Origin of the sequence: Tolypothrix campylonemoides VB511288_2, assembly GCF_045999855.1 — a bacterium.
Taxonomy (GTDB): domain Bacteria; phylum Cyanobacteriota; class Cyanobacteriia; order Cyanobacteriales; family Nostocaceae; genus Scytonema; species Scytonema bouteillei_A.
Window position 1 is genome coordinate 90,511 of sequence record NZ_JBFPMW010000017.1, and the last position, 18,471, is coordinate 108,981.

Below are 18,471 nucleotides of genomic sequence, written 5' to 3' on the forward strand. Positions count from 1 at the left end.
TTTATCAATTAACCGGGACGAGTATTCGTCCCCAATCCATCCTTACAATTCTGAAACAGTTTCTAGTGCTACCGGACAAAGCAAACGCTGACGTTCCTCAAAAAATATTTGCTGCATTGCTTGAATGTAAGGTTTTAATAAATCTCTCTGTTCTGACTGAATACGGGTGGCAATTTCTTCTCCTAGAATTTGGCACCATTGCTTTGTCAACTCCCATGGAATGTCTACACCTTGGACAACCATAACGCATAAAGGAAGGAGTTCCTGTTCGAGCGGAGCAACACTTTTTTCTAACAAACACAGCCAAAGGTAAGCTTGGAACATATTCAAGTCGCGAAGACAGGAGTGAGTAATTCCTGGATCTCCCAACCCACCCCTACGACTTTGATGGTTGGGCAATAATTCAGTGAGTCGGCGATAAACACTTTGAGCGATGTTTTCAGATTCAGGTAGCATTTGTTCAACAAGTGCTATCATCGGAGAGCCTTGCTCGTGCTTGGCTGCAGAGTGACAAACTCTTTGCCAAGGCATTGCAACTTGTTCTTCAACAAACTTAAGGTAAGGTGTCAGGAGCACTTTTTCCGCTGGTGCAAGTTTTTTTAAAATTAACTGGTTGCTGAAGTTCAACTGCGAAGTCATAAAACCAAGCGCACGCCAGTCTTTAGATATTACGTGTTGTTCCTGAAAAACCATCAATGTTGGTTCTAGTTCGTATAACAACTGTTCAAGTTCTGCTATACCCCATATAGGTAGAGAGGTTTTTTCTTCTGTTGCGTGTACAGTCTCTTCTATAAAATGTTGTTGATAAACTTCTAGCAATTTCCGGTATACGCGAAAAGCAAATTGAGTTATTCGCCTCGCTTCGTTTAAATCAAAAATGTTAGGAATATAACCATAAAGATCTTTTGTTTGAATCCATGCCATTTGACAATTAATATCTAAGACTGTATCCTTTAGTTTTGCAACTGTAAGTGTTCTACCTTGTGATGAGTTAGCTTTTAATAAATCCTCATAAGATAGATGCTTGTCTATGGATAGAGAAATTGTATTAATTGTAAAACGCTGCAACCACAGTTTAAGCAAATTTTCAACAGAGTAAGTTTTTCTAGCCTGGGAAGTTTTTAACATAAATTTGACCTTTGCAATCTTTTTGTGAATCTGACAAATCGAAGTGCTATGGCTTTAGATTTTAGGGCTTTTTAAGTAAGTGACTGGATGAATATAATTTTTACCAGTTTTTAACTAATTTTTAACGTTATGGATAAACTCCAAAAAAAGTAGGAAAATCCTACCCTTTTCCTGGAAAATTTGAAAGCTTAAAGATAGAAATGTAAATTAAACTCCTTCTTGTTTAAGAAAAATTATTATTATAATGATTGTATTATATAAAGATATAAAAAAACAAATCAAACTTTAAATTTTCTATGCTTTTGCATAAAAATTATCCATATATACTATTACTCATGTCAATAATATATGCTGTCATTTTCCAAACTTTTAAGCTTGTTAATTGTCAGAGATTTATTATGCTTTTAATATGTCAAGCGAGAACTCTTTTCACACTTATTTCAAGAACAAGAGGAAGAATTGACGGTCAAACAGACTTCTCAATCTTCCAGATTGTATAGATATAAAAAATCCGATATTATGAATTACAGAAACTTTAACAGGAATCCGGAAAAATTTCCGAAGTATTACTGAGGTATAGCGACAAGTACCAACTATAATAAATGTATAAAATTTACAATTACCTTACTGAGGATGATGAAAAATTTATATTGTTGATATAGTTCAACAGGTATATCTGGTGTAAAATCTGTGTAGCTGGCTACAGTTTATATTCCCGATTCCCAAAATGTTACACAGCTACAGCCGATAGAATACTTGTACTATCTACATCCAAACAGTGGTTATGTAGCACAGTTCACGATTTAGATGTCGGTTTCTTTGTGACATTTTGTATTTAAGAGAAGCTGTACAATAGGCTTCTTCTATCCTTTGGTAAAAGAGAATAGCTCTTATAGCAACATCTTTAAAAAGAAAGCCGAACATATTCATCTGCTATCGATCTTTGCGGGTAACATCTACACTCAAAACCGTGTTACTTAGTTTGACTTCCATCAAGTGTTGTCATTGTGGCATTTTTGCCCGCCGATTGGTATTGGTGGGTTTTGTAGTTGTAGCTGAAAAAACCTCAAAATTAACAGTGATGCTGGAGTAGCGCGAAATTATCCACTGTTAGCAATTAACTTTTGACAAAAAAATTAACTGTTAACAAATGTTTTTCAATTATGAGAGAAGTTGTTAGGCAAAAATAAACAGAACTATGTTAGTTCCTAAATCAATATATTTGAGGTAGAATATGTATTTTTTTAAGCAGTAAGAGTTATGAACTTCAAAAACCATATTGCATCCAACAAAAATTCGTTATAAATTCTTATCTATAGGCATGGAAATATTATTTCATTATGTACTCTCAGTAAACTTTATCCTTTTAAGTAAAAATACTTAAAATAAAGTCACTAATTCCTTGAAAGATTGCATAGTATTTAAAGTATGTTTTTGTTAAGTAAAAAATGTTTCTAACGTTTGAACGTAACAACATATCATGGATAACTAAAGTTTATGCGATCGTTTGATATGAAAAAAACAGCTTTAACTAACAGGAAGCCTATTTACAAAAGCAAATAACTATCAATTATGCCGCCAAAAGAGCGGTAATTGAAGCTGTTGCTGCTGTTGTTAATCCCCAGCAGATTGTTGTATTTGCTATTGAACAAATCATCATTGTTATGATCTAAATAGCAGTAGATACCACAATACCTCTCACTACCCATTTACCAAACCATTGGAGTTGTTCTGACAATGTATTTAGATGATTTTGTTCCAAGTGAAAACATAGAGAGTGAGGCTTGGAAAGCATTAGAAAATTCCATTCTTTACTATAAAGGGCGTCCTGTAGGAACAGTAGCCGCTTATGATAGCTCAGTAGAAGCATTAAATTATGACCAATGCTTTGTTCGTGATTTCGTATCCTCAGCTCTAATTTTTCTGACTAAAGGAAGAACAGATATTGTTCGTAATTTTCTAGAGGAAACCTTAAAGTTACAGCCAAAGGAAAGGCAGTTAAATGCTTACAAGCCAGGTCGGGGTCTGATGCCAGCTAGCTTCAAGGTTGTCTCAGAGGGTGGAGAAGAATATCTAGAACCCGATTTTGGCGAACACGCTATTGCTCGAGTCACGCCAGTCGATTCTTGCCTTTGGTGGGTGATTTTATTACGTGCTTATGTAGTAGCTACAAAAGATTTTTCTTTAGCCTATCAACCTGAATTTCAACATGGTATCCGGTTAATTATGGAACTGTGCTTGGCGACAAGGTTTGATATGTATCCAACCTTATTGGTGCCAGATGGTGCTTGTATGATCGATCGTCGTATGGGTATCTACGGGCATCCTTTAGAAATTCAGGCTTTATTTTTTGCTGCATTACGTTCAGCAAGAGAACTCCTAATTTGCCAAGGTAACGAAGATATTGTGGAAGCTATTGATAATCGCTTACCACTCTTACGCGTTCACATCCGCCAGCATTATTGGATGGATTTGAATTGCTTGAACAAAATTTATCGCTTCAAGAGTGAAGAGTACGGCAAAGCAGCAGTCAACCTCTTCAATATATATGCTGATTCTTTACCATACTATGAATTGGACAAGTGGTTGCCAAGAAAAGGCGGTTATCTAGTAGGTAATGTTGGACCGTCTCAGCTAGATACTCGCTTCTTTACTTTAGGAAATTTAGTGGCCGTTATCTCAGATCTTGCAAGTGAAGAACAATCGCAAGCCATTATGAATCTTTTCGACGAACGTTGGGAAGACCTAGTGGGAGATATGCCAGTGAAAATTTGTTTCCCCGCTTTAAAAGACGAAGAGTATAAAATTGTTACTGGATGTGACCCCAAAAACATTCCCTGGTCTTATCATAATGGCGGCAGTTGGCCTGTTTTATTGTGGTTATTATCAGCAGCTGCTGTGAAAACAAATAGACCGGAACTGGCAAATAGAGCGCTTGAAATTGCACAGGCTAGGCTCCATTATGATGAGTGGCCGGAGTATTACGACGGTAAGAAAGGTCGGTTAATTGGCAAACAAGCTAGGAAATATCAAACTTGGACAATTGCTGGATTCTTGCTTGCAAAAGAATTATTGCAAAATCCCACACTTTTACCACTTGTAACTTTTGAACCATTTTCTGTAGAACAGACTTCTAGAGCTTGTGAGTTTGAACTCGCTCATGCTGATACTATGATTCTTGGTTAGGGTTTGAAGCTGTTACTTAATTTCGGATAAAGCTACTCATAACTTACTGTTTGTCCATATCTTTGAGAATTTCATCAACAAATTCTCGCAGCCGTTCCTACCAGTTAGGAACGGCTTTAAGCCGATCTCTCAACCCCAAGCGACCTTTAAAACAGATTGGTTAAGTATCTAATTCTTCCTTAAGAAATTTTTTTGCCTATTTAAAATCCTGCTGAAGTATTTGCTACCCTAAAGAACAATCGGAAATTTTAAAATTTACATACATTTGACAATGATTTCTTCCCGTCAATTAGCTTTTACTGCACTGCGAGATATTCATAAAGGGGCTTATGTTGATATTGCCCTCGATCGCGTACTGCAAAAAGTTAATTTACCTGATATGGATCGTCGTCTTGTGACGGAATTGGTATACGGATGCACCAGAAGACAGCGTACCCTCGATGCCATTATAGACCAACTTGGTAAAAAGAAATCTCACCAACAGCCAAAAGACCTCCGCACTATTATCCATTTGGGTTTGTACCAATTACAATATCAAGAACGGATTCCTGTTAGTGCAGCTGTCAACACCACAGTTCAGTTAGCCAAAGAAAATGGTTTTTCTGGTTTAACTGGTGTTGTTAACGGTTTACTGCGTCAGTATATCAGAATGACTGAGGGGAAAGAGGAGAGGGAGAAAGACAGAGGGGGGGAAGGGGGAGAAGATTTCCCAATTCAAAATCCAAAATCCAAAATCCCCTTGCAATTGCCAGAAAACCCGATCGCACGCTTGGGTATTTTACACAGCTTTCCCGATTGGATTGTTCAAGTGTGGGTAGAGCAATTTGGTTTAGCTGAAACAGAACAATTATGTATGTGGATGAACAAAACTCCAGCGATTGATTTGCGGGTTAATTTGTTGCGGGTTGCGGTGGAAGAAGTGGAGGCGGAGTTACAATCGGCGGGTGTTTCGTTTCAAAGGGTTCATCAGTTACCTCAAGCTTTACGATTGATGAGTAACGCTGGTCCCATTCAAAATTTACCCGGTTATAACCAAGGTTGGTGGACTGTACAAGATAGTAGCGCTCAACTCGTCAGTCATTTACTGGACCCTCAACCAGATGAGACTATTATTGATGTTTGTGCTGCACCTGGTGGTAAAACAACCCACATTGCAGAATTAATGGCAGATAGGGGAAAAATTTGCGCTTGCGATAAGCCGGGTACAGGCGCTAAGAGCGAGCGCGAAGCCGCACTTTTGGTACATCGCACTCCATCGCGTGTGAAAAAACTTCAAGAAAATATTCAACGGCTTTCCCTACAATCCATACAAATATATCTCGGTGATAGCACCCGTGACTTTACCGAGTTTCAAAATACCGCCGATCGAGTACTCTTAGATGCGCCCTGTTCTGGCTTGGGAACACTCCACCGTCATGCTGATGCGCGTTGGCGGCAAAAACCAGAAACTGTCGAAGAGCTTTCCGTGCTACAAAAACAACTTATTGCACATTCCTCTACTTTTGTCAAGTTAAATGGTGTACTTGTTTACTCAACCTGTACGCTGCATCCCAAAGAAAATGAAAATGTCATTGAGTCATTTCTCGCAGATTATCCAAACTGGGAAATTGAAACCCCCAGAATTGATTCACTAGCCCATCCTTACTGCACTCGAGAAGGTTGGATTAAAGTTTTACCCCACCAACAAGATATGGATGGCTTTTTTATGGTGCGCTTAAGAAAAATCAGGAATTGAGGGAGAATAGGTAAATTGAACTACCGGAGGATTTACCTTATGGTTGGTAATTCTAGTAGCGTGAAAAACTTGGTCAAAATCCTGATTGGGGCGGCTTGGATTGATGGCAGAATTCAACCAGAAGAGAGGCAATATCTTCGCAAAGTGGCTCAAGAGAAGGGAGTTGCTGACGAGCCAGAAATTCAACCTTGGTTGTACGAGTTAGTCTCCGTGCAACCAGAACAGTTTTATGATTGGTTGAAGGAGTATTTGGGGGAACGCCCCACTCAAGAAGAATGCCAAAACTTGATCGAGGCGATCGGCGGATTGATTTACAGTGATGGTGAAGTTGCAACAGAAGAAGCAAAACTGTTGACAAAATTACAACAAATATCGGATACCAACGATTCAACCCAACATGGGCATCATAATGTTCTCAGACAAATTCAAAAACTTTACCGCCGTTGGGTTGACGTTCAAAATTGAATTTGCTAATTGCTAATTGCTAATTGCTAATTGTTATTTGTTAGTTGCTTAGCCATTAGCTACTAGCCATTAGCCATTAGCCATTAGCAATGACTACACACCTGGTGTTGGATCTTTATCTACCTTAGGTACAAAGTCTGGGCGCTCCTTGCTTTCCCAACCAACAGGACGCTTGGAGTTATACCAAGCGATTGAACCAATTGTCACAGCAGCAATAAAGCCGATTACGTAGACTGCTGTAAAAGCCCAAGGAAATTGATATGGGTCTTTTGCTTCTGCTGCTGCTTGCGCTGCTGTTTCTAATAAAAAGTACATGGGTAGACCCTCCTTATGTAGGCAACACTACTTATTACTACCTTATATGAAGAGAGTATCATTAACGCCTACTCTGTAGAACTCATCCAAAGTCGTACATTCCGATAATTGGGAGGGGGAGAGGGGGGATGGGGTAGAGATGGTAGACAAGGAAGAGGGGGAAGATAAAGGAGAAAATTCCCCTTGTCCCCCTTATCTCCCTTGTTCTTTAAGGTACTGTCTCCGAAGCAGGAGGTGTTGTCGGTCTGAGCCGTTCTCTCCAAGAGCGTTTTGGAGATGTAGACTCTGAGGAATTACCTGTATCGGGCGTGTACCGTCGGCGAATTCTTGGCGATGAATCAGAATTGCTTCCCCTGTATCTTCTTTGCGAACTTGACTCGCCAGATTCCGATTGCTCTACACGGTAGCGACGGCGATAGCGCCTTCTGGAGGTGCTGCTTTCCTCGTCGTCTTGTTGATAGTTACGCCTGCTGCGTCTTGAAGTATACTCTTGCGGTTGTTGCTGCTCCTCTTGGTCGTAACGTCTCCTATATCTGCGTCTTCTATAGGTACGCTCTTGAGAGCCATCATCTGAGGTATTTTCTCGATCGCGCCTGTAAGATTTACGAGAATTATCATCATCATCGTTGTTGTAGAAACCTGCAGAACGATTTACTATTCGTCTGGGTTTAACAGCCTGTGCTTTGATAGTACCTTTTCGACCTGCTAGCTTGGGTATTTCAGGAAACTTCTCAACGGGTATTTTACTGACCACCTGTTCCATAAATTCATGCCAAGTGTAAGCAGCGCTTCCACTGCTACCCCAGGTCGGTTTGTTATCGTCATTACCCAACCAAACACCTGTCACAAGTTGCGGAATATAACCAATAAACCACAGATCGCGAGCTTCATCTGTGGTGCCGGTCTTTCCTGCAACAGGTCTACCCAGTTGGGCGGCTCGACCGGTACCATTTTCCACAACATTACGCAGCATCCATGTCATAATAGCTGCACTCTCAGTATCTAAAGCCCGTTCTGGTTTAAAGTTTGGAGACCAAATGACTTTTCCTTTACGGTCGAGAATGCGGGTAATACCGTGGGGTTCTACGTGCAGACCTTTGGTAGCAAAAGTTCCATAAGCACTCGTCAATTCTAAAAGATTCACTTCTGAAGAGCCAAGTGCTAATGAATACATTGGCTTGAGATCCGATTTAATCCCCATTTTGTGAGCCATTCTGATAGTTGGCTCAAATCCCACTTTCATCATGACTCTCACCGCAACAATATTCACTGATTTGGTGAGAGCATCTTTCATGCTAATCCAACCTCGATAACCTTCATCGAAGTTTTTGGGTTCGTAACCGTCTATTATTAAAGGTGAATCTAAGTAACCATCGGTGGGATTGAAACCTGCTGCGATCGCAGTGGCATACACAAACCCTTTAAAAGTAGAACCGGGTTGGCGCTGTGCTTGAGTAACGCGGTTAAATTGGTTTTTGTTAAAATCTTTTCCCCCAACCATTGCTTTAATTTGACCATTGCGGGGGTCAATGGCAACTAAGGCTGCTTGTTTAAAATTTTCCCAACGCCCTTGATTTCTCAAAGTTTTAGCCACAGCTTTTTCCGCCGCATCCTGCCATTTTAGGTCCAGGCTGGTTTCTACTGTTAAGCCACCTGCTTTCAGAACTTCAGGGGAAACATATTTGGGTATCTCTTTTTGTACATAGCTGATAAAGTAGGGAGATTCTACTTCCCATCGCCTTGGGGCGCTTGCTTTTAGGTTGATTGGTTCTGCAGTTGCTGCTTGTTGTTCGGCGGCTGTAATAAATCCTTCTTCTCGCATCCGTTGCAGCACTATATTCCGTCGTTGTTGTGCTGCTTGACGATTGACTATCGGCGAGAAGTTATTTGGGGCGGGCGGTAATGCTGCGATTGTTGCCATCTCCCCTAGGGTAAGTTTGCTTACAGGTTTGCTATAGTAAACCCAAGCTGCATCTGCTACACCGTAGGCTCCGGACCCCAAATAAACTAAGTTCAGGTACCGTTCTAAAATGGCGTCTTTTGTCAATTCTTCTTCCATTTTTTGAGCCAGACGCGCTTCTTTAAGCTTGCGCCAAACTGTACGCTCTTGTTTGAGAAAAAGAATTCTGGCAAGTTGCTGCGTGATGGTACTACCACCTTCTACCACGTTTTGCGATCGCAGGTTATTTAGTATGGCTCTTGCTATTCCCTGAGTATCGACCCCATTATGCTGGCTAAACCGTCGATCTTCTGAAGCAATGAAAGCTTGTTGCAGCTTATCCGGTATTTCCTCTAGCGTTAACTGTTCTCTGGTTGCTTCTCCTTGTTGTTGTAAAATTGACCCGTTAGCAGCTTTAATAGTGAGTGTCTGTTCTCTGACAACTGCGTTCAGTTCAGCTTTGTCAGGTAGAGAACGGTCTATTGCCGATACACCATAACTAGCAGCAATAATTCCACCACTCAGACCCAAGCCCGCCCAAAACCAGTAGCGACGATAAATAGGTTTGTGACCTCCAGGTAATTTGGCACTTATCCCATTCAGTGATTTCCTCACATTTGCCAAGAAGCTTTGTGATTTTTTATCCTGAGTAGATTCCGCGTTTTCGTCCTGATGATTTGGCTGCGGTGACTGTTTCTCTCTATCAGATTCACTCGACTTAATTTGTTTGTCTTTGAACCAGGAGGTAAACTTTACCACGTTAATCCCTCACTTCAAGCAGTTGCAATGCGATCGTCATGAAAAACTTTTTCTGATTTTTGAGCCACAACCGTGTTAGTATAACATCCGCCAAATAATAAACTGTATCCCTATAGGGCAAACTTTATCGATAATTTTTACTTATTATTTTTCCATTGGCAAGTTGCTCATGAAAAGTAGTGCGATCGCGTTGGGTAGCAACATTGGTGATTCCCTAGCAATCTTAGAAGCCGCCATAGAAGCTCTAGCCCAGACACCGGGGGTTGTTTTACAGGCAAAATCCAGTTGGTACAGAACCAAAGCTGTCGGACCACCACAACCAGATTACATCAACGGTACAGCTATTTTACAAATAGAGATGGTACCAGAACAACTGCTCGAAACTTTACTAAATATTGAAAATCAATTTGGACGAGTGCGGCGAGAACGATGGGAACCACGCACCTTAGATTTGGATTTGTTGTTATACGATAACTTGATTTTAGAGACGCCAAAACTCCAAGTTCCCCACCCTCGAATGCAGCAACGAGCATTTGTGTTAGTTCCACTAGCAGAAATCGCTCCAGATTGGGTAGAACCAATTTCCGGACGCAGGATTAAAGAGCTTGTTAAAGATGTAGACTGTACAGAAGTGCAACTATTGGTGGGCTATTAATTTTACAACTATAAGCGCAGAAAACGCTAGTTTCACATCCACCGAAAGTACTAGTCTGTGTGCTTTTTAACTATAAAACAGAGTATGCCATTAGGTAGAGAATTACCCCAACTGTTAAAGCAACGCTTGTTCTATAAGGGACGCAAGTTCGATTTTGAAGTCAATCGCTTGCGTTTACCCAACAACTCTGAAGGAGAATGGGAGTGCATCCGTCACCCAGGTGGAGCTTTAGTAATACCTGTGACTTCAGAAGGTAAACTTTTACTCGTGCGCCAGTATCGATTTGCAGCACAAGGAAGGTTATTTGAGTTTCCTGCGGGAACTGTAGAGTACGGTGAAGACCCCCTAGCAACCATTCAGCGTGAAATTCAGGAAGAAACAGGTTTTCGCGCTCATAAGTGGCAAAAATTAGGTGAGTTTTTCCTAGCCCCTGGTTATTCTAGCGAGATTATTTATGCTTTCCTCGCCCAAGATTTAGAAAAGCTAGACGAACCGCCACCACAAGATGAAGACGAAGATATGGAGACAGTTTTCTTTACTCCTCAAGAGTTAGAGAAAGCGATTCTTGATGGCGAACAGGTAGACGCTAAATCAATTACTAGCTTTTTTCTCGCCCGTCCTTTCTTAAATCAATGAAAGGTTATCAATTATTCATTTAGCTATAGTCCACAGTCCCCTTGTTTAAGGGGACTAAAGCGTGTTTTCAAAGTGTTAGATGTCCCGCTTAAAAAGAAGTGAGTCCAATGAAGCCAAAACAGACCTCACCCCGAACCCCTACAAGGAGAGCAGGGTGAAGTCTGTCGAAATCCAGTTAAATATAATACATTGGATTTAACAACTGCCTTGCTTGTTGTTTCTCATACAACCCTCTTAAGGTATAACTTCCAAAAACTGTCAATGCCGCTTTCGTCGCTTCATGCCACACTTCTTTAATAATCATATTTTCCATACTGAGTGGCTCCCCCAGTTCCCCGTATTCTTGAGTTGCTGCACCTTCAAGACAAGTCAGCACTTCAAGCAATGTAATTTCTTCAGGAGGTTTGCTGAGTTGATAACCCCCTTTAACTCCTCGCTGACTGCAAACCAAACCGCATCGTCGCAAACTCATCAAGAGTTGTCCTAAATACCGATCTGGTATTTGCTGAGAAACTGCGATTTGTTCAATTTGTAAAAATTCTTCTTGCTCGTAGTATCGAGTCAGCTCTAGCAGTGCTAGTAGAGTATATTTAATTTTCGAGGATATTTCCATCATCAAAAAAATCAACTAAAGGATGAAGTATAAAGTATGAGGGAATAAAATAGACCTCACACTAAACATTTAAGGGCTTGACAAAAAAGTTTTTACGCTACCATATTTTCCCGTAGATAAAGATAGGATATGGTATCCATTTAATAGATGAATGTCCGGTATAAAGTTTGTATCCTTTTTCATCTATGTTGGGTATGGGTTTTATACATTGTTTGCCGCAACACGCAGTTATAAAATATGTCAAACTGTGAGTACGGCAATTCTACCAATATACCGTACTTTTTAAAAGCAGAAATAACTCAGTAAAAAATTAATTTTTGTCAAAATACACGATCGCATCCCAAATTGTTTATCCACAAGCAATACTCATCCTGCTCTGGAGACGCAAAGCAACAGTCAAACTTGTTACAGATACTTTACATTCGTTAGCAATTATGAAAAAAAGTAAAGCATTTAACAATGCCGGTAAACTGACAGCACTTCTAGTTCTCATCACTTTGTTCTTGACTCCCTTTGCGATCGTTAATGCAGGAGAACGAGGTGTATTGATGGAATTTGGTAAAGTTCAAGACAGAGTCCTTGGAGAAGGTATTCACATCATCGTACCAGTAGTAAACACAGTAAAGAGATTGAGCGTGCAAGTGCAGAAACAAAACATTTCTGCTGAGGCTTCTACTAAAGATTTACAGAATATCTCCGCAGAGGTGGCTCTAAACTGGCATATTATTCCAGAGAAAGCCAATACTATTTTCCAGAAAATTGGAGATGAAAAAAATGTTGTCGATCGCATTATCAATCCAGCACTTGAAGAAGTCCTCAAGGCGATTGTTGCAAAATATACTGCCGAAGAAATTATTCTCAAGCGAGAAGAAATGAAAGCAGGAGTAGACGAAACTTTAACAAATAGATTGGCTAACTATCACATTGCAGTAGACGACGTTTCTCTGCTCCACATTCACTTCTCGCAAAAGTTTAATGAAGCTGTAGAATCAAAACAAGTGGCTGCACAAGAAGCCAAACGTGCGGAATTCATCGCTTTAAAAGCATCAAAAGAAGCAGAAGCGAGAGTGAACTTGGCAAAAGGTGAAGCGGAAGCACACAAGATTATCCGCGAAAACTTAACACCAGAGATTCTGGAAAAGCAAGCCTTAGAAAAATGGGATGGTAAGCTTCCCGTAATTGTTGGTCAAGGAGAACAAAAGTTATTAAATTTGACAGATTTTTTGAAATCGTATTAGCTAATGGCTAATGGCTAATGGCTAATGGCCAAATGTCTATTAGCCCTCCCTTGTATCTCAGGAGCACAGACGCTATGTGCAAGGCACACGCTCCGCGTTGCCGCAGGCTATTGCCCGTAAGGGCTATACGCGATACGAAGCTATGTCCGAAGGGCTGTACGCCAGTCACCTGCGGCATGGGAAACCCGCCTACTTTCTCTGGACTCACTATTAGCAATTAGCAATTAGCAATTAGCAATTAGCAATTAGCAATTAGTAATTAGCCATTAACCATTAGCTATTTGGAAACAAATCCGGAGTCTCAATAACTTTTAACTGGATTAAAGTTAAAATAACGACTGTAAAAATAGTTGAGGTTACGAGACCTGTAACCAACTCTTTTCTTGGATTGCGTTCTGTTGGTTGGTTTTGAAACACATCCAAAGCGCCTCTTTGCATCAAAAGAATCCCAACAACGTTAGAAAGCCAATAGCCTGCTATTGAGCAAGGGATAAGTAGTTTTGGCGAGAATAAACTGCAAACATAGCCAAAACCGTAAGCGATCGGCAGATTGAAAATTAAGTCATTCCACCAACATAGAGGTGATAGTAAATATCCAAGGGCAAAAAACAATCCCCCTCTGATTTTTTTGAAAATTCCTTGCTTCAAACCCACAGGAGCATCTGACTGCGACTGCTCAAGGGCTGTGTCCGCTGCTAAGTTCGACTCATGAGGCATTTGTGGGGCTTGTTGCATAATGTAAATTGCATAAAGTCTATTCACTTACCGTAGTATAACGAAAAATAAATCAAAAGTCTAGTGGTTAGCAGTGCTAGCTCCCCAACGCCTTTAAAGAAGTTAGGGTTTAGCACCTGAATTTCTTACTTTATGGGTAAGCAGTTAAGTAAAAATCACGGTTATAATCGAAGACAGGAAATTTTTGAAAAATATGAGTGCTTTACCTTTAACTAATATTTTTTTAATCCTAGGAATAGTTTTTCTGACTATTTCAGTTATAGGACAATCGCGACTGGGTTTTATGGAAATTAACCCCGGTTTTTTTGGAAGGTTTCTAGCTTTGATTGTTGGTTTGTTTAGCTTGGGTTCTGCTGCTGCATTGGGATTATTCTCAACGGAAATGATTGATTTGTTGAGAACTTCTATATCGGAGTTTATTCAACAAAATTTAGGATTAATAAATCGCTTTGTTTCCTAAAATTTTTATTTTAAAAAAATTTTCATCTAGAGACGCTCAATAGTTGGTCTAAAAGGGAGCATCGCAATTTTAAAAGAAGACCGGAAAAAGTAATATTTTTTCGCGCTCGCTGTTAGCGAAAAGTCAAAGATTCCCACAAAGTTCAGGCAGACTGAAGCGCAAACATTGTCGGGCTGAGTCTGGGTAATTGCGTTCGTGCCACATGATTTTGAAAAAAGCCTGCCTGGGCAGGCTTTGTTTGTATAACCCGAGAATTCCATTCTTGCAGGCTTTGGCACTCTTTGGCTTACTTCCGCTAAAAAGCACCTAAAAAGCTGCACAATAAAGCACTCAGGACAATCGACGTAATGAGAGCGTAAGTATATTCTCTGTGTCGTAGAAATACGAATAGGGAGATAATAACGCGTAATATAGGAGTTGCAACTAGTAGCAGTAATCCAAGTTGAATAATTCCACGATAGCTACCTGCTCGAATAACATCTATAACACCTATGGGAGAGCGAAACTCAAATGATTCTTCTTTAAAAATGTGATAGTTAGCTGGTTCAGCACCGTGGCGAATTAAGTAGAGTAAGCCGCCTATGAAAATGACAGCACTAGCAATGAGTACGCCATATTTTAATAAGTTGCTCAGTAATGGCTCGAGTTGTAAATCGCTTACCGTCTTAGTACCGTCTTTGCTAGCATCAAGCTCGGAGTTATGAGCCACTAGTGGGGCGGTTTTGTTGTTCTGCTGAATTAAGTTGCGATGAGCCTCCGGCTTAACGGTTGTAGCAGTATCGCCAAATTGCTGTAACTGGAGTTGAGTGGGTTCACTTTCTGAAAGTGTAGGCGAACCCCGCCAAAAACTAAAAATTGTTTTTTCCATATTACGCTGCCCCTGATGTTAAGCTGTTAAATACCATTTTGCAAGCCATAAGAACTAGCACAAGACTAAAGACAATTCTTAAAGTTTGAGTTTTAACTCCTATAAGAACTCGCGCACCTAAAAAAGCACCGGGTAAAACGCCTAACATAACTGGCATTGACAATGCAGGATCGATGTAACCGCGTGCTAAGTAAACTCCTGTAGATGCGGCGGCTGTCACCCCAATCATAAAATTGCTTGTGGTTGTAGAAACTTTGAACGGGACACGCATGATTTGATCCATTGCCAGTACTTTAAACGCGCCCGAACCAATACCCAATAAACCAGAAATCACACCAGCAACAAGCATCACGCTAAATCCAGCAGGGACGGAGTGAACTTGATAAGATACTACTCCTTCAGGTGCGGGATAACTGCCGTTAAGTTGTAAATAATTGCCCAAAGGATCGGGCGACTCGCTTTCCGGATTATCAAGTTTAGGTTGTTGTGAAAGGTAAGCTGAATAAAGTAGAACAACAGCCAGCACAATAGTTAAAGCTTTCACAGAAATATACGTAGCAATTAACGCTCCAATTAAAGCTCCAATCGTTGTTGCGACTTCTAAAAACATTCCCAACCGCAAATTTGTGTAGCCTTTCTTTATATATGTAGATGCTGCACCTAAGGAAGTGGCGATGACAGAGACTAAAGAAGCACCAACTGCATATCTGATGTCAACTCCAAAAACCGACGCTAACAACGGGACAATCACAACGCCACCTCCCAAACCAGTTAATGCCCCTAGAAATCCTGCAGTAAACGACCCTATCCAAACTAATAATGAAAATTCTAAAATAGTCAATTTTATTCCTCAAATTTATAAATTTATACTAAAATATCCAGTAATATGTTTGTATATTCTGTAACCAAACTTGTTAATGACTGGTGGTTAGTAGTTTGTCTTTATTGGGTTGGGACAGGCGTCTCGCCTTTCATCGTTAGTGGTAAGTAGTTATTTACAACTAATAAACAACTACTAACAACTAACCATTAACTATCTATAACAAAAGAAAGTAGAGGAGTTAAAACACCACTTTCTATTAAAATTAAAGCACCCAATCCCATCAATACAAATGGGACAAAATTATTACCATGACAAGAAAGCATTTCAGCTACGGTTCTCTGATTGGTTAATTGATATGCTGCAAAGCACAAAGCTCCCACAAGTAGAAAAAAGACTGCTATGATAACAACCAAGCTGTCTAAAGTGCTGCTAGCAAATAAAGGAATATAAATACTAATATTATCGCTGCCATTGGCAAATGTCACAGCAGCAACACTATAAACTTGTACGTTAAAAAATTTGGCAAAAAAAGAGTTTTGGCTCTGTTCTGACTCTTCCTCAGCGTTTTCTGAATCTTCTTCATCTTTGTTCATTAAGTACCTAATACCAATTAGGATTGGTACTAAGCCAAAAAGTCCAATCCACGGTTTCGGTACAATTAAACCTCCAAAAAAGCCGGGAAGACTCGCAAGAACCAGTATTGTAAACCCTAAATACTGACCCAAGATAATATGCCAACGGCGAAATGTTTCATTAACTTGTGAAAAAAAGATTGTCAGGATAACAATATCATCAATGTTGGTAGCACCAAAAGCAGCTGCCCCTGTACTAATTGCAGTTACTAATCCACTCATGTCAATTTGGGATTTTGGATTAAGGAATGTTGAATTTTGAATTGTACTTTCTCGCTCGACGTTCATCTGCTAGAACCTGTAGTTCTATATAAATTGAAATTAAAGCCCATCGCGATCGCTAAATCGAGCATGAATTTCTTCAACTCCTTGGCGCATTTCCATAACAATGTTGGGCGATCGCAATCGCTGCAACACAAACGTGCCACAAGTGAGCGCTAAATACGTCAAGAATAAGTAGGGGAAAACATCATAAGGAGCTTCTGGAACTGGAAACATTGTACTGCCTGGAATTCCGACACTTCCCAATACAGGAATCATCATAAATGCAACCGCTAGCACAGAGAAAACGACATGATGGAAGCGGAGTTTACCGATTTGATAGAGATAAACTGGTGCTGCAATAGAAATGAGGATATAAACTGTGAGAAATCCATAGCTACAGATAGCTCCTAAGTAACCCATACTTTCAAACAACTGAATGTTAAATAAGGACATCACTGCAGGAACTAAGAAAATAGCAAACGAGCACATCGTCACCGCAATATGGGGAGTTCGATTAAAAGAATGTGCAGTCCCTAGCTTGGAGTAGAATAATCCGTGACGTGCCATCATAAAGAAAATTCTAGCGGCAGGATTAATACAGCCCAAAACGCAAGCAAAAAAGCTAAATAATGCGCCAAAAGCAATTAACTCTCCCAAAAATCCCATACCGACTTGTTGGGATAAAAACTTTAAAGGTTCTTCAGTTTTGGTAATCGACACACCAGTACCGCTAAAACCCAAGACTTCAATATATGTCGTTGATATATAAAACAGACCTGCTAGAATAACACTCCCAATCACCGATCTGGGAATGGTTTTTAACGGTTTCTTTGCTTCATCACCCAACGACGTAGCACTTTCAAAGCCAGAAAAAGCAAACATGACCAATACTAATCCCGTTGCAACTTTGCCAGGAGTGACATCAGAAAGTGTTAGTTGTGACATATCTAAAGCAAAACCTTTATTTGCCCAAACGATCGCGCACAACACTGCAATCAAAGCCAGCGAGATTCCTTCGAGCCAGAGCATTGCCATAGCAGAAAGCTGAATATCTTTATAGGCTGCATACCAAGCTATTCCCGCACCTAAAGCCAACAACGTAATACTAGAGGGATGAATACCCAATTGACCGATTAAATTTCCACTGAAGTTGGCAAAACCACACAATACGGACATTCCCGTGAACAAATATGCCAGTACCAAACACCAACCACAAATCACACCCGCTGTTGGACCTAAGCCTTTGACAATATAAGAGTATAGGGAACCGGGAGAAGCCGAACGACTGGCAAACTGATTGATGTTGATACTGACTAAAACGAGTCCAATTAAACCGATGAGAAAACTTAACCAGGCTCCTTTCCCCGAAAGCGCCACTATCAAACCAATATTAGATGCAGGAATTGTGGTAGGTGCAATAACAGCAAAGGATTGAGCTAGAACTTCCCCAAATGAGAGACACGCGGGTTTTAAACCATGCGTACTTTTACTGTGGGATAATATTTTAGGTTTCATCTTGCAAGTTTTTTTACCCTGAGATAGCCAATATTTTTGGTGAGTTTTGAGAAATTAGCTAATAGCTAATGGCTGATAGCTAATTGCTTTTCGATCGTTAGCTATTAGCAGTCTTCACTCTTATTTTTATATTTCATTTATGACTGCTATATTCCTTTGCACGAGCAGGATATATACAAAATATTAATGATTGCAATACATTTTTCTCTTGGTTAATTGAATTTGGGCTGCGAAGTAAATCATAGCTTATATAATTTCGGCAATCAAGTCTTTAAAAAATACTAAATCAGTGTTTTTTAATAAATTCTAATTCTACGCCAAGTTCATCGGAATAGTAGCAAAAAATTGCTACCAACAAAATAACAAGTATTTGAATATACAAAATAAAAGTTTTATTTAATACACGCAAAAGTTTACCGGAAAAGTTGCCATGACTCCTTGAGAAAGCTAAAGGAGTTGATAGGATTGAGAGATAGCAATTAAAAGCGCTCGAAGATATGCTATC

At 40.0% G+C, this 18,471-nt stretch carries 16 protein-coding genes; 7 read left to right on the plus strand and 9 right to left on the minus strand.

Annotated elements, in window-relative coordinates; all coding sequences use genetic code 11:
* Positions 1–42 precede the first annotated feature (42 nt).
* A complete protein-coding gene (locus AB0756_RS35355) occupies positions 43–1,128 on the minus strand; it encodes a hypothetical protein (RefSeq protein ID WP_038083045.1) in 1,086 nt (361 codons plus the stop codon).
* Between the two features lie 1,737 nt (positions 1,129–2,865).
* On the opposite strand from AB0756_RS35355, the gene AB0756_RS35360 reads away from it, so the two are divergent.
* From AB0756_RS35360 to AB0756_RS35370, 3 genes are all read left to right on the plus strand, one after another.
* Positions 2,866–4,314, plus strand: coding sequence for a glycoside hydrolase 100 family protein (locus AB0756_RS35360; RefSeq protein ID WP_038083044.1), 1,449 nt, complete (start codon positions 2,866–2,868; stop codon positions 4,312–4,314).
* A 271-nt stretch (positions 4,315–4,585) separates the two neighbouring features.
* On the plus strand, positions 4,586–6,049 hold the full coding sequence (locus tag AB0756_RS35365; protein ID WP_038083043.1) for a 16S rRNA (cytosine(967)-C(5))-methyltransferase: 1,464 nt from the start codon (positions 4,586–4,588) through the stop codon (positions 6,047–6,049).
* 39 nt (positions 6,050–6,088) lie between these two features.
* A complete protein-coding gene (locus AB0756_RS35370; protein ID WP_038083042.1) occupies positions 6,089–6,514 on the plus strand; it encodes a tellurite resistance TerB family protein in 426 nt (141 codons plus the stop codon).
* A 93-nt stretch (positions 6,515–6,607) separates the two neighbouring features.
* On the opposite strand, the gene psb35 is transcribed toward AB0756_RS35370, so the two are convergent.
* Both psb35 and AB0756_RS35380 read right to left on the minus strand, forming a co-directional pair.
* Entirely contained in the window at positions 6,608–6,829 is a 222-nt protein-coding gene (gene psb35 / locus AB0756_RS35375; RefSeq protein WP_038075364.1) for a photosystem II assembly protein Psb35, read from the minus strand.
* 208 nt (positions 6,830–7,037) lie between these two features.
* Positions 7,038–9,527, minus strand: coding sequence for a transglycosylase domain-containing protein (locus AB0756_RS35380; protein ID WP_038075365.1), 2,490 nt, complete (start codon positions 9,525–9,527; stop codon positions 7,038–7,040).
* A 169-nt stretch (positions 9,528–9,696) separates the two neighbouring features.
* Between AB0756_RS35380 and folK the strand changes: the two genes are divergently transcribed.
* Positions 9,697–10,182, plus strand: coding sequence for a 2-amino-4-hydroxy-6-hydroxymethyldihydropteridine diphosphokinase (gene folK / locus AB0756_RS35385; RefSeq protein WP_038075367.1), 486 nt, complete (start codon positions 9,697–9,699; stop codon positions 10,180–10,182).
* Between the two features lie 84 nt (positions 10,183–10,266).
* Positions 10,267–10,818, plus strand: coding sequence for an NUDIX hydrolase (locus tag AB0756_RS35390; protein ID WP_038075369.1), 552 nt, complete (start codon positions 10,267–10,269; stop codon positions 10,816–10,818).
* A 175-nt stretch (positions 10,819–10,993) separates the two neighbouring features.
* Here the strand turns inward: AB0756_RS35390 and AB0756_RS35395 are convergent, their stop codons facing one another.
* Entirely contained in the window at positions 10,994–11,434 is a 441-nt protein-coding gene (locus tag AB0756_RS35395) for an Rrf2 family transcriptional regulator (RefSeq protein WP_050045712.1), read from the minus strand.
* Between the two features lie 431 nt (positions 11,435–11,865).
* Here AB0756_RS35395 and AB0756_RS35400 point away from each other — a divergent pair, with 431 nt between their 5' ends.
* Positions 11,866–12,669 carry a prohibitin family protein gene (locus AB0756_RS35400; RefSeq protein ID WP_038075600.1) on the plus strand — a complete coding sequence of 268 codons (804 nt, stop codon included), beginning with the start codon at positions 11,866–11,868 and terminating at the stop codon, positions 12,667–12,669.
* A 273-nt stretch (positions 12,670–12,942) separates the two neighbouring features.
* Here the strand turns inward: AB0756_RS35400 and AB0756_RS35405 are convergent, their stop codons facing one another.
* A complete protein-coding gene (locus AB0756_RS35405) occupies positions 12,943–13,404 on the minus strand; it encodes a hypothetical protein (RefSeq protein ID WP_038075372.1) in 462 nt (153 codons plus the stop codon).
* Positions 13,405–13,597: 193 nt separating this feature from the next.
* Here AB0756_RS35405 and AB0756_RS35410 point away from each other — a divergent pair, with 193 nt between their 5' ends.
* Positions 13,598–13,864, plus strand: a complete 267-nt coding sequence (locus AB0756_RS35410; protein WP_038075373.1) for a hypothetical protein — start codon at positions 13,598–13,600, stop codon at positions 13,862–13,864.
* A 295-nt stretch (positions 13,865–14,159) separates the two neighbouring features.
* Here AB0756_RS35410 and AB0756_RS35415 read toward each other — a convergent pair whose 3' ends face one another.
* The 4 genes from AB0756_RS35415 to AB0756_RS35430 all read right to left on the minus strand — a co-directional run bounded on the left by AB0756_RS35415 (position 14,160) and on the right by AB0756_RS35430 (position 17,966).
* Positions 14,160–14,732, minus strand: coding sequence for a DUF1634 domain-containing protein (locus AB0756_RS35415; RefSeq protein WP_038075375.1), 573 nt, complete (start codon positions 14,730–14,732; stop codon positions 14,160–14,162).
* A 1-nt stretch (position 14,733) separates the two neighbouring features.
* Complete coding sequence (locus AB0756_RS35420; RefSeq protein ID WP_038075377.1) at positions 14,734–15,573, minus strand: sulfite exporter TauE/SafE family protein; 840 nt, start codon at positions 15,571–15,573, stop codon at positions 14,734–14,736.
* A 188-nt stretch (positions 15,574–15,761) separates the two neighbouring features.
* Positions 15,762–16,475, minus strand: a complete 714-nt coding sequence (locus AB0756_RS35425; RefSeq protein WP_408019939.1) for a cadmium resistance transporter — start codon at positions 16,473–16,475, stop codon at positions 15,762–15,764.
* Between the two features lie 33 nt (positions 16,476–16,508).
* Complete coding sequence (locus tag AB0756_RS35430) at positions 16,509–17,966, minus strand: APC family permease (protein WP_038075382.1); 1,458 nt, start codon at positions 17,964–17,966, stop codon at positions 16,509–16,511.
* Between the last annotated feature and the right edge of the window lie 505 nt (positions 17,967–18,471).

Bases quoted from the DNA above. Each gene is read 5' to 3' on its own strand.
- AB0756_RS35365 (WP_038083043.1), top strand. From the start codon at position 4,586: ATGATTTCTTCCCGTCAATTAGCTTTTACTGCACTGCGAGATATTCAT.
- AB0756_RS35410 (WP_038075373.1), top strand. From the start codon at position 13,598: ATGAGTGCTTTACCTTTAACTAATATTTTTTTAATCCTAGGAATAGTT.
- AB0756_RS35400 (WP_038075600.1), top strand. From the start codon at position 11,866: ATGAAAAAAAGTAAAGCATTTAACAATGCCGGTAAACTGACAGCACTT.
- AB0756_RS35415 (WP_038075375.1), bottom strand. From the start codon at position 14,732: ATGGAAAAAACAATTTTTAGTTTTTGGCGGGGTTCGCCTACACTTTCA.
- AB0756_RS35395 (WP_050045712.1), bottom strand. From the start codon at position 11,434: ATGATGGAAATATCCTCGAAAATTAAATATACTCTACTAGCACTGCTA.
- AB0756_RS35430 (WP_038075382.1), bottom strand. From the start codon at position 17,966: ATGAAACCTAAAATATTATCCCACAGTAAAAGTACGCATGGTTTAAAA.
- AB0756_RS35370 (WP_038083042.1), top strand. From the start codon at position 6,089: ATGGTTGGTAATTCTAGTAGCGTGAAAAACTTGGTCAAAATCCTGATT.
- AB0756_RS35425 (WP_408019939.1), bottom strand. From the start codon at position 16,475: ATGAACGTCGAGCGAGAAAGTACAATTCAAAATTCAACATTCCTTAAT.
- AB0756_RS35360 (WP_038083044.1), top strand. From the start codon at position 2,866: ATGTATTTAGATGATTTTGTTCCAAGTGAAAACATAGAGAGTGAGGCT.
- psb35 (WP_038075364.1), bottom strand. From the start codon at position 6,829: ATGTACTTTTTATTAGAAACAGCAGCGCAAGCAGCAGCAGAAGCAAAA.
- AB0756_RS35355 (WP_038083045.1), bottom strand. From the start codon at position 1,128: ATGTTAAAAACTTCCCAGGCTAGAAAAACTTACTCTGTTGAAAATTTG.
- AB0756_RS35390 (WP_038075369.1), top strand. From the start codon at position 10,267: ATGCCATTAGGTAGAGAATTACCCCAACTGTTAAAGCAACGCTTGTTC.
- folK (WP_038075367.1), top strand. From the start codon at position 9,697: ATGAAAAGTAGTGCGATCGCGTTGGGTAGCAACATTGGTGATTCCCTA.
- AB0756_RS35405 (WP_038075372.1), bottom strand. From the start codon at position 13,404: ATGCAACAAGCCCCACAAATGCCTCATGAGTCGAACTTAGCAGCGGAC.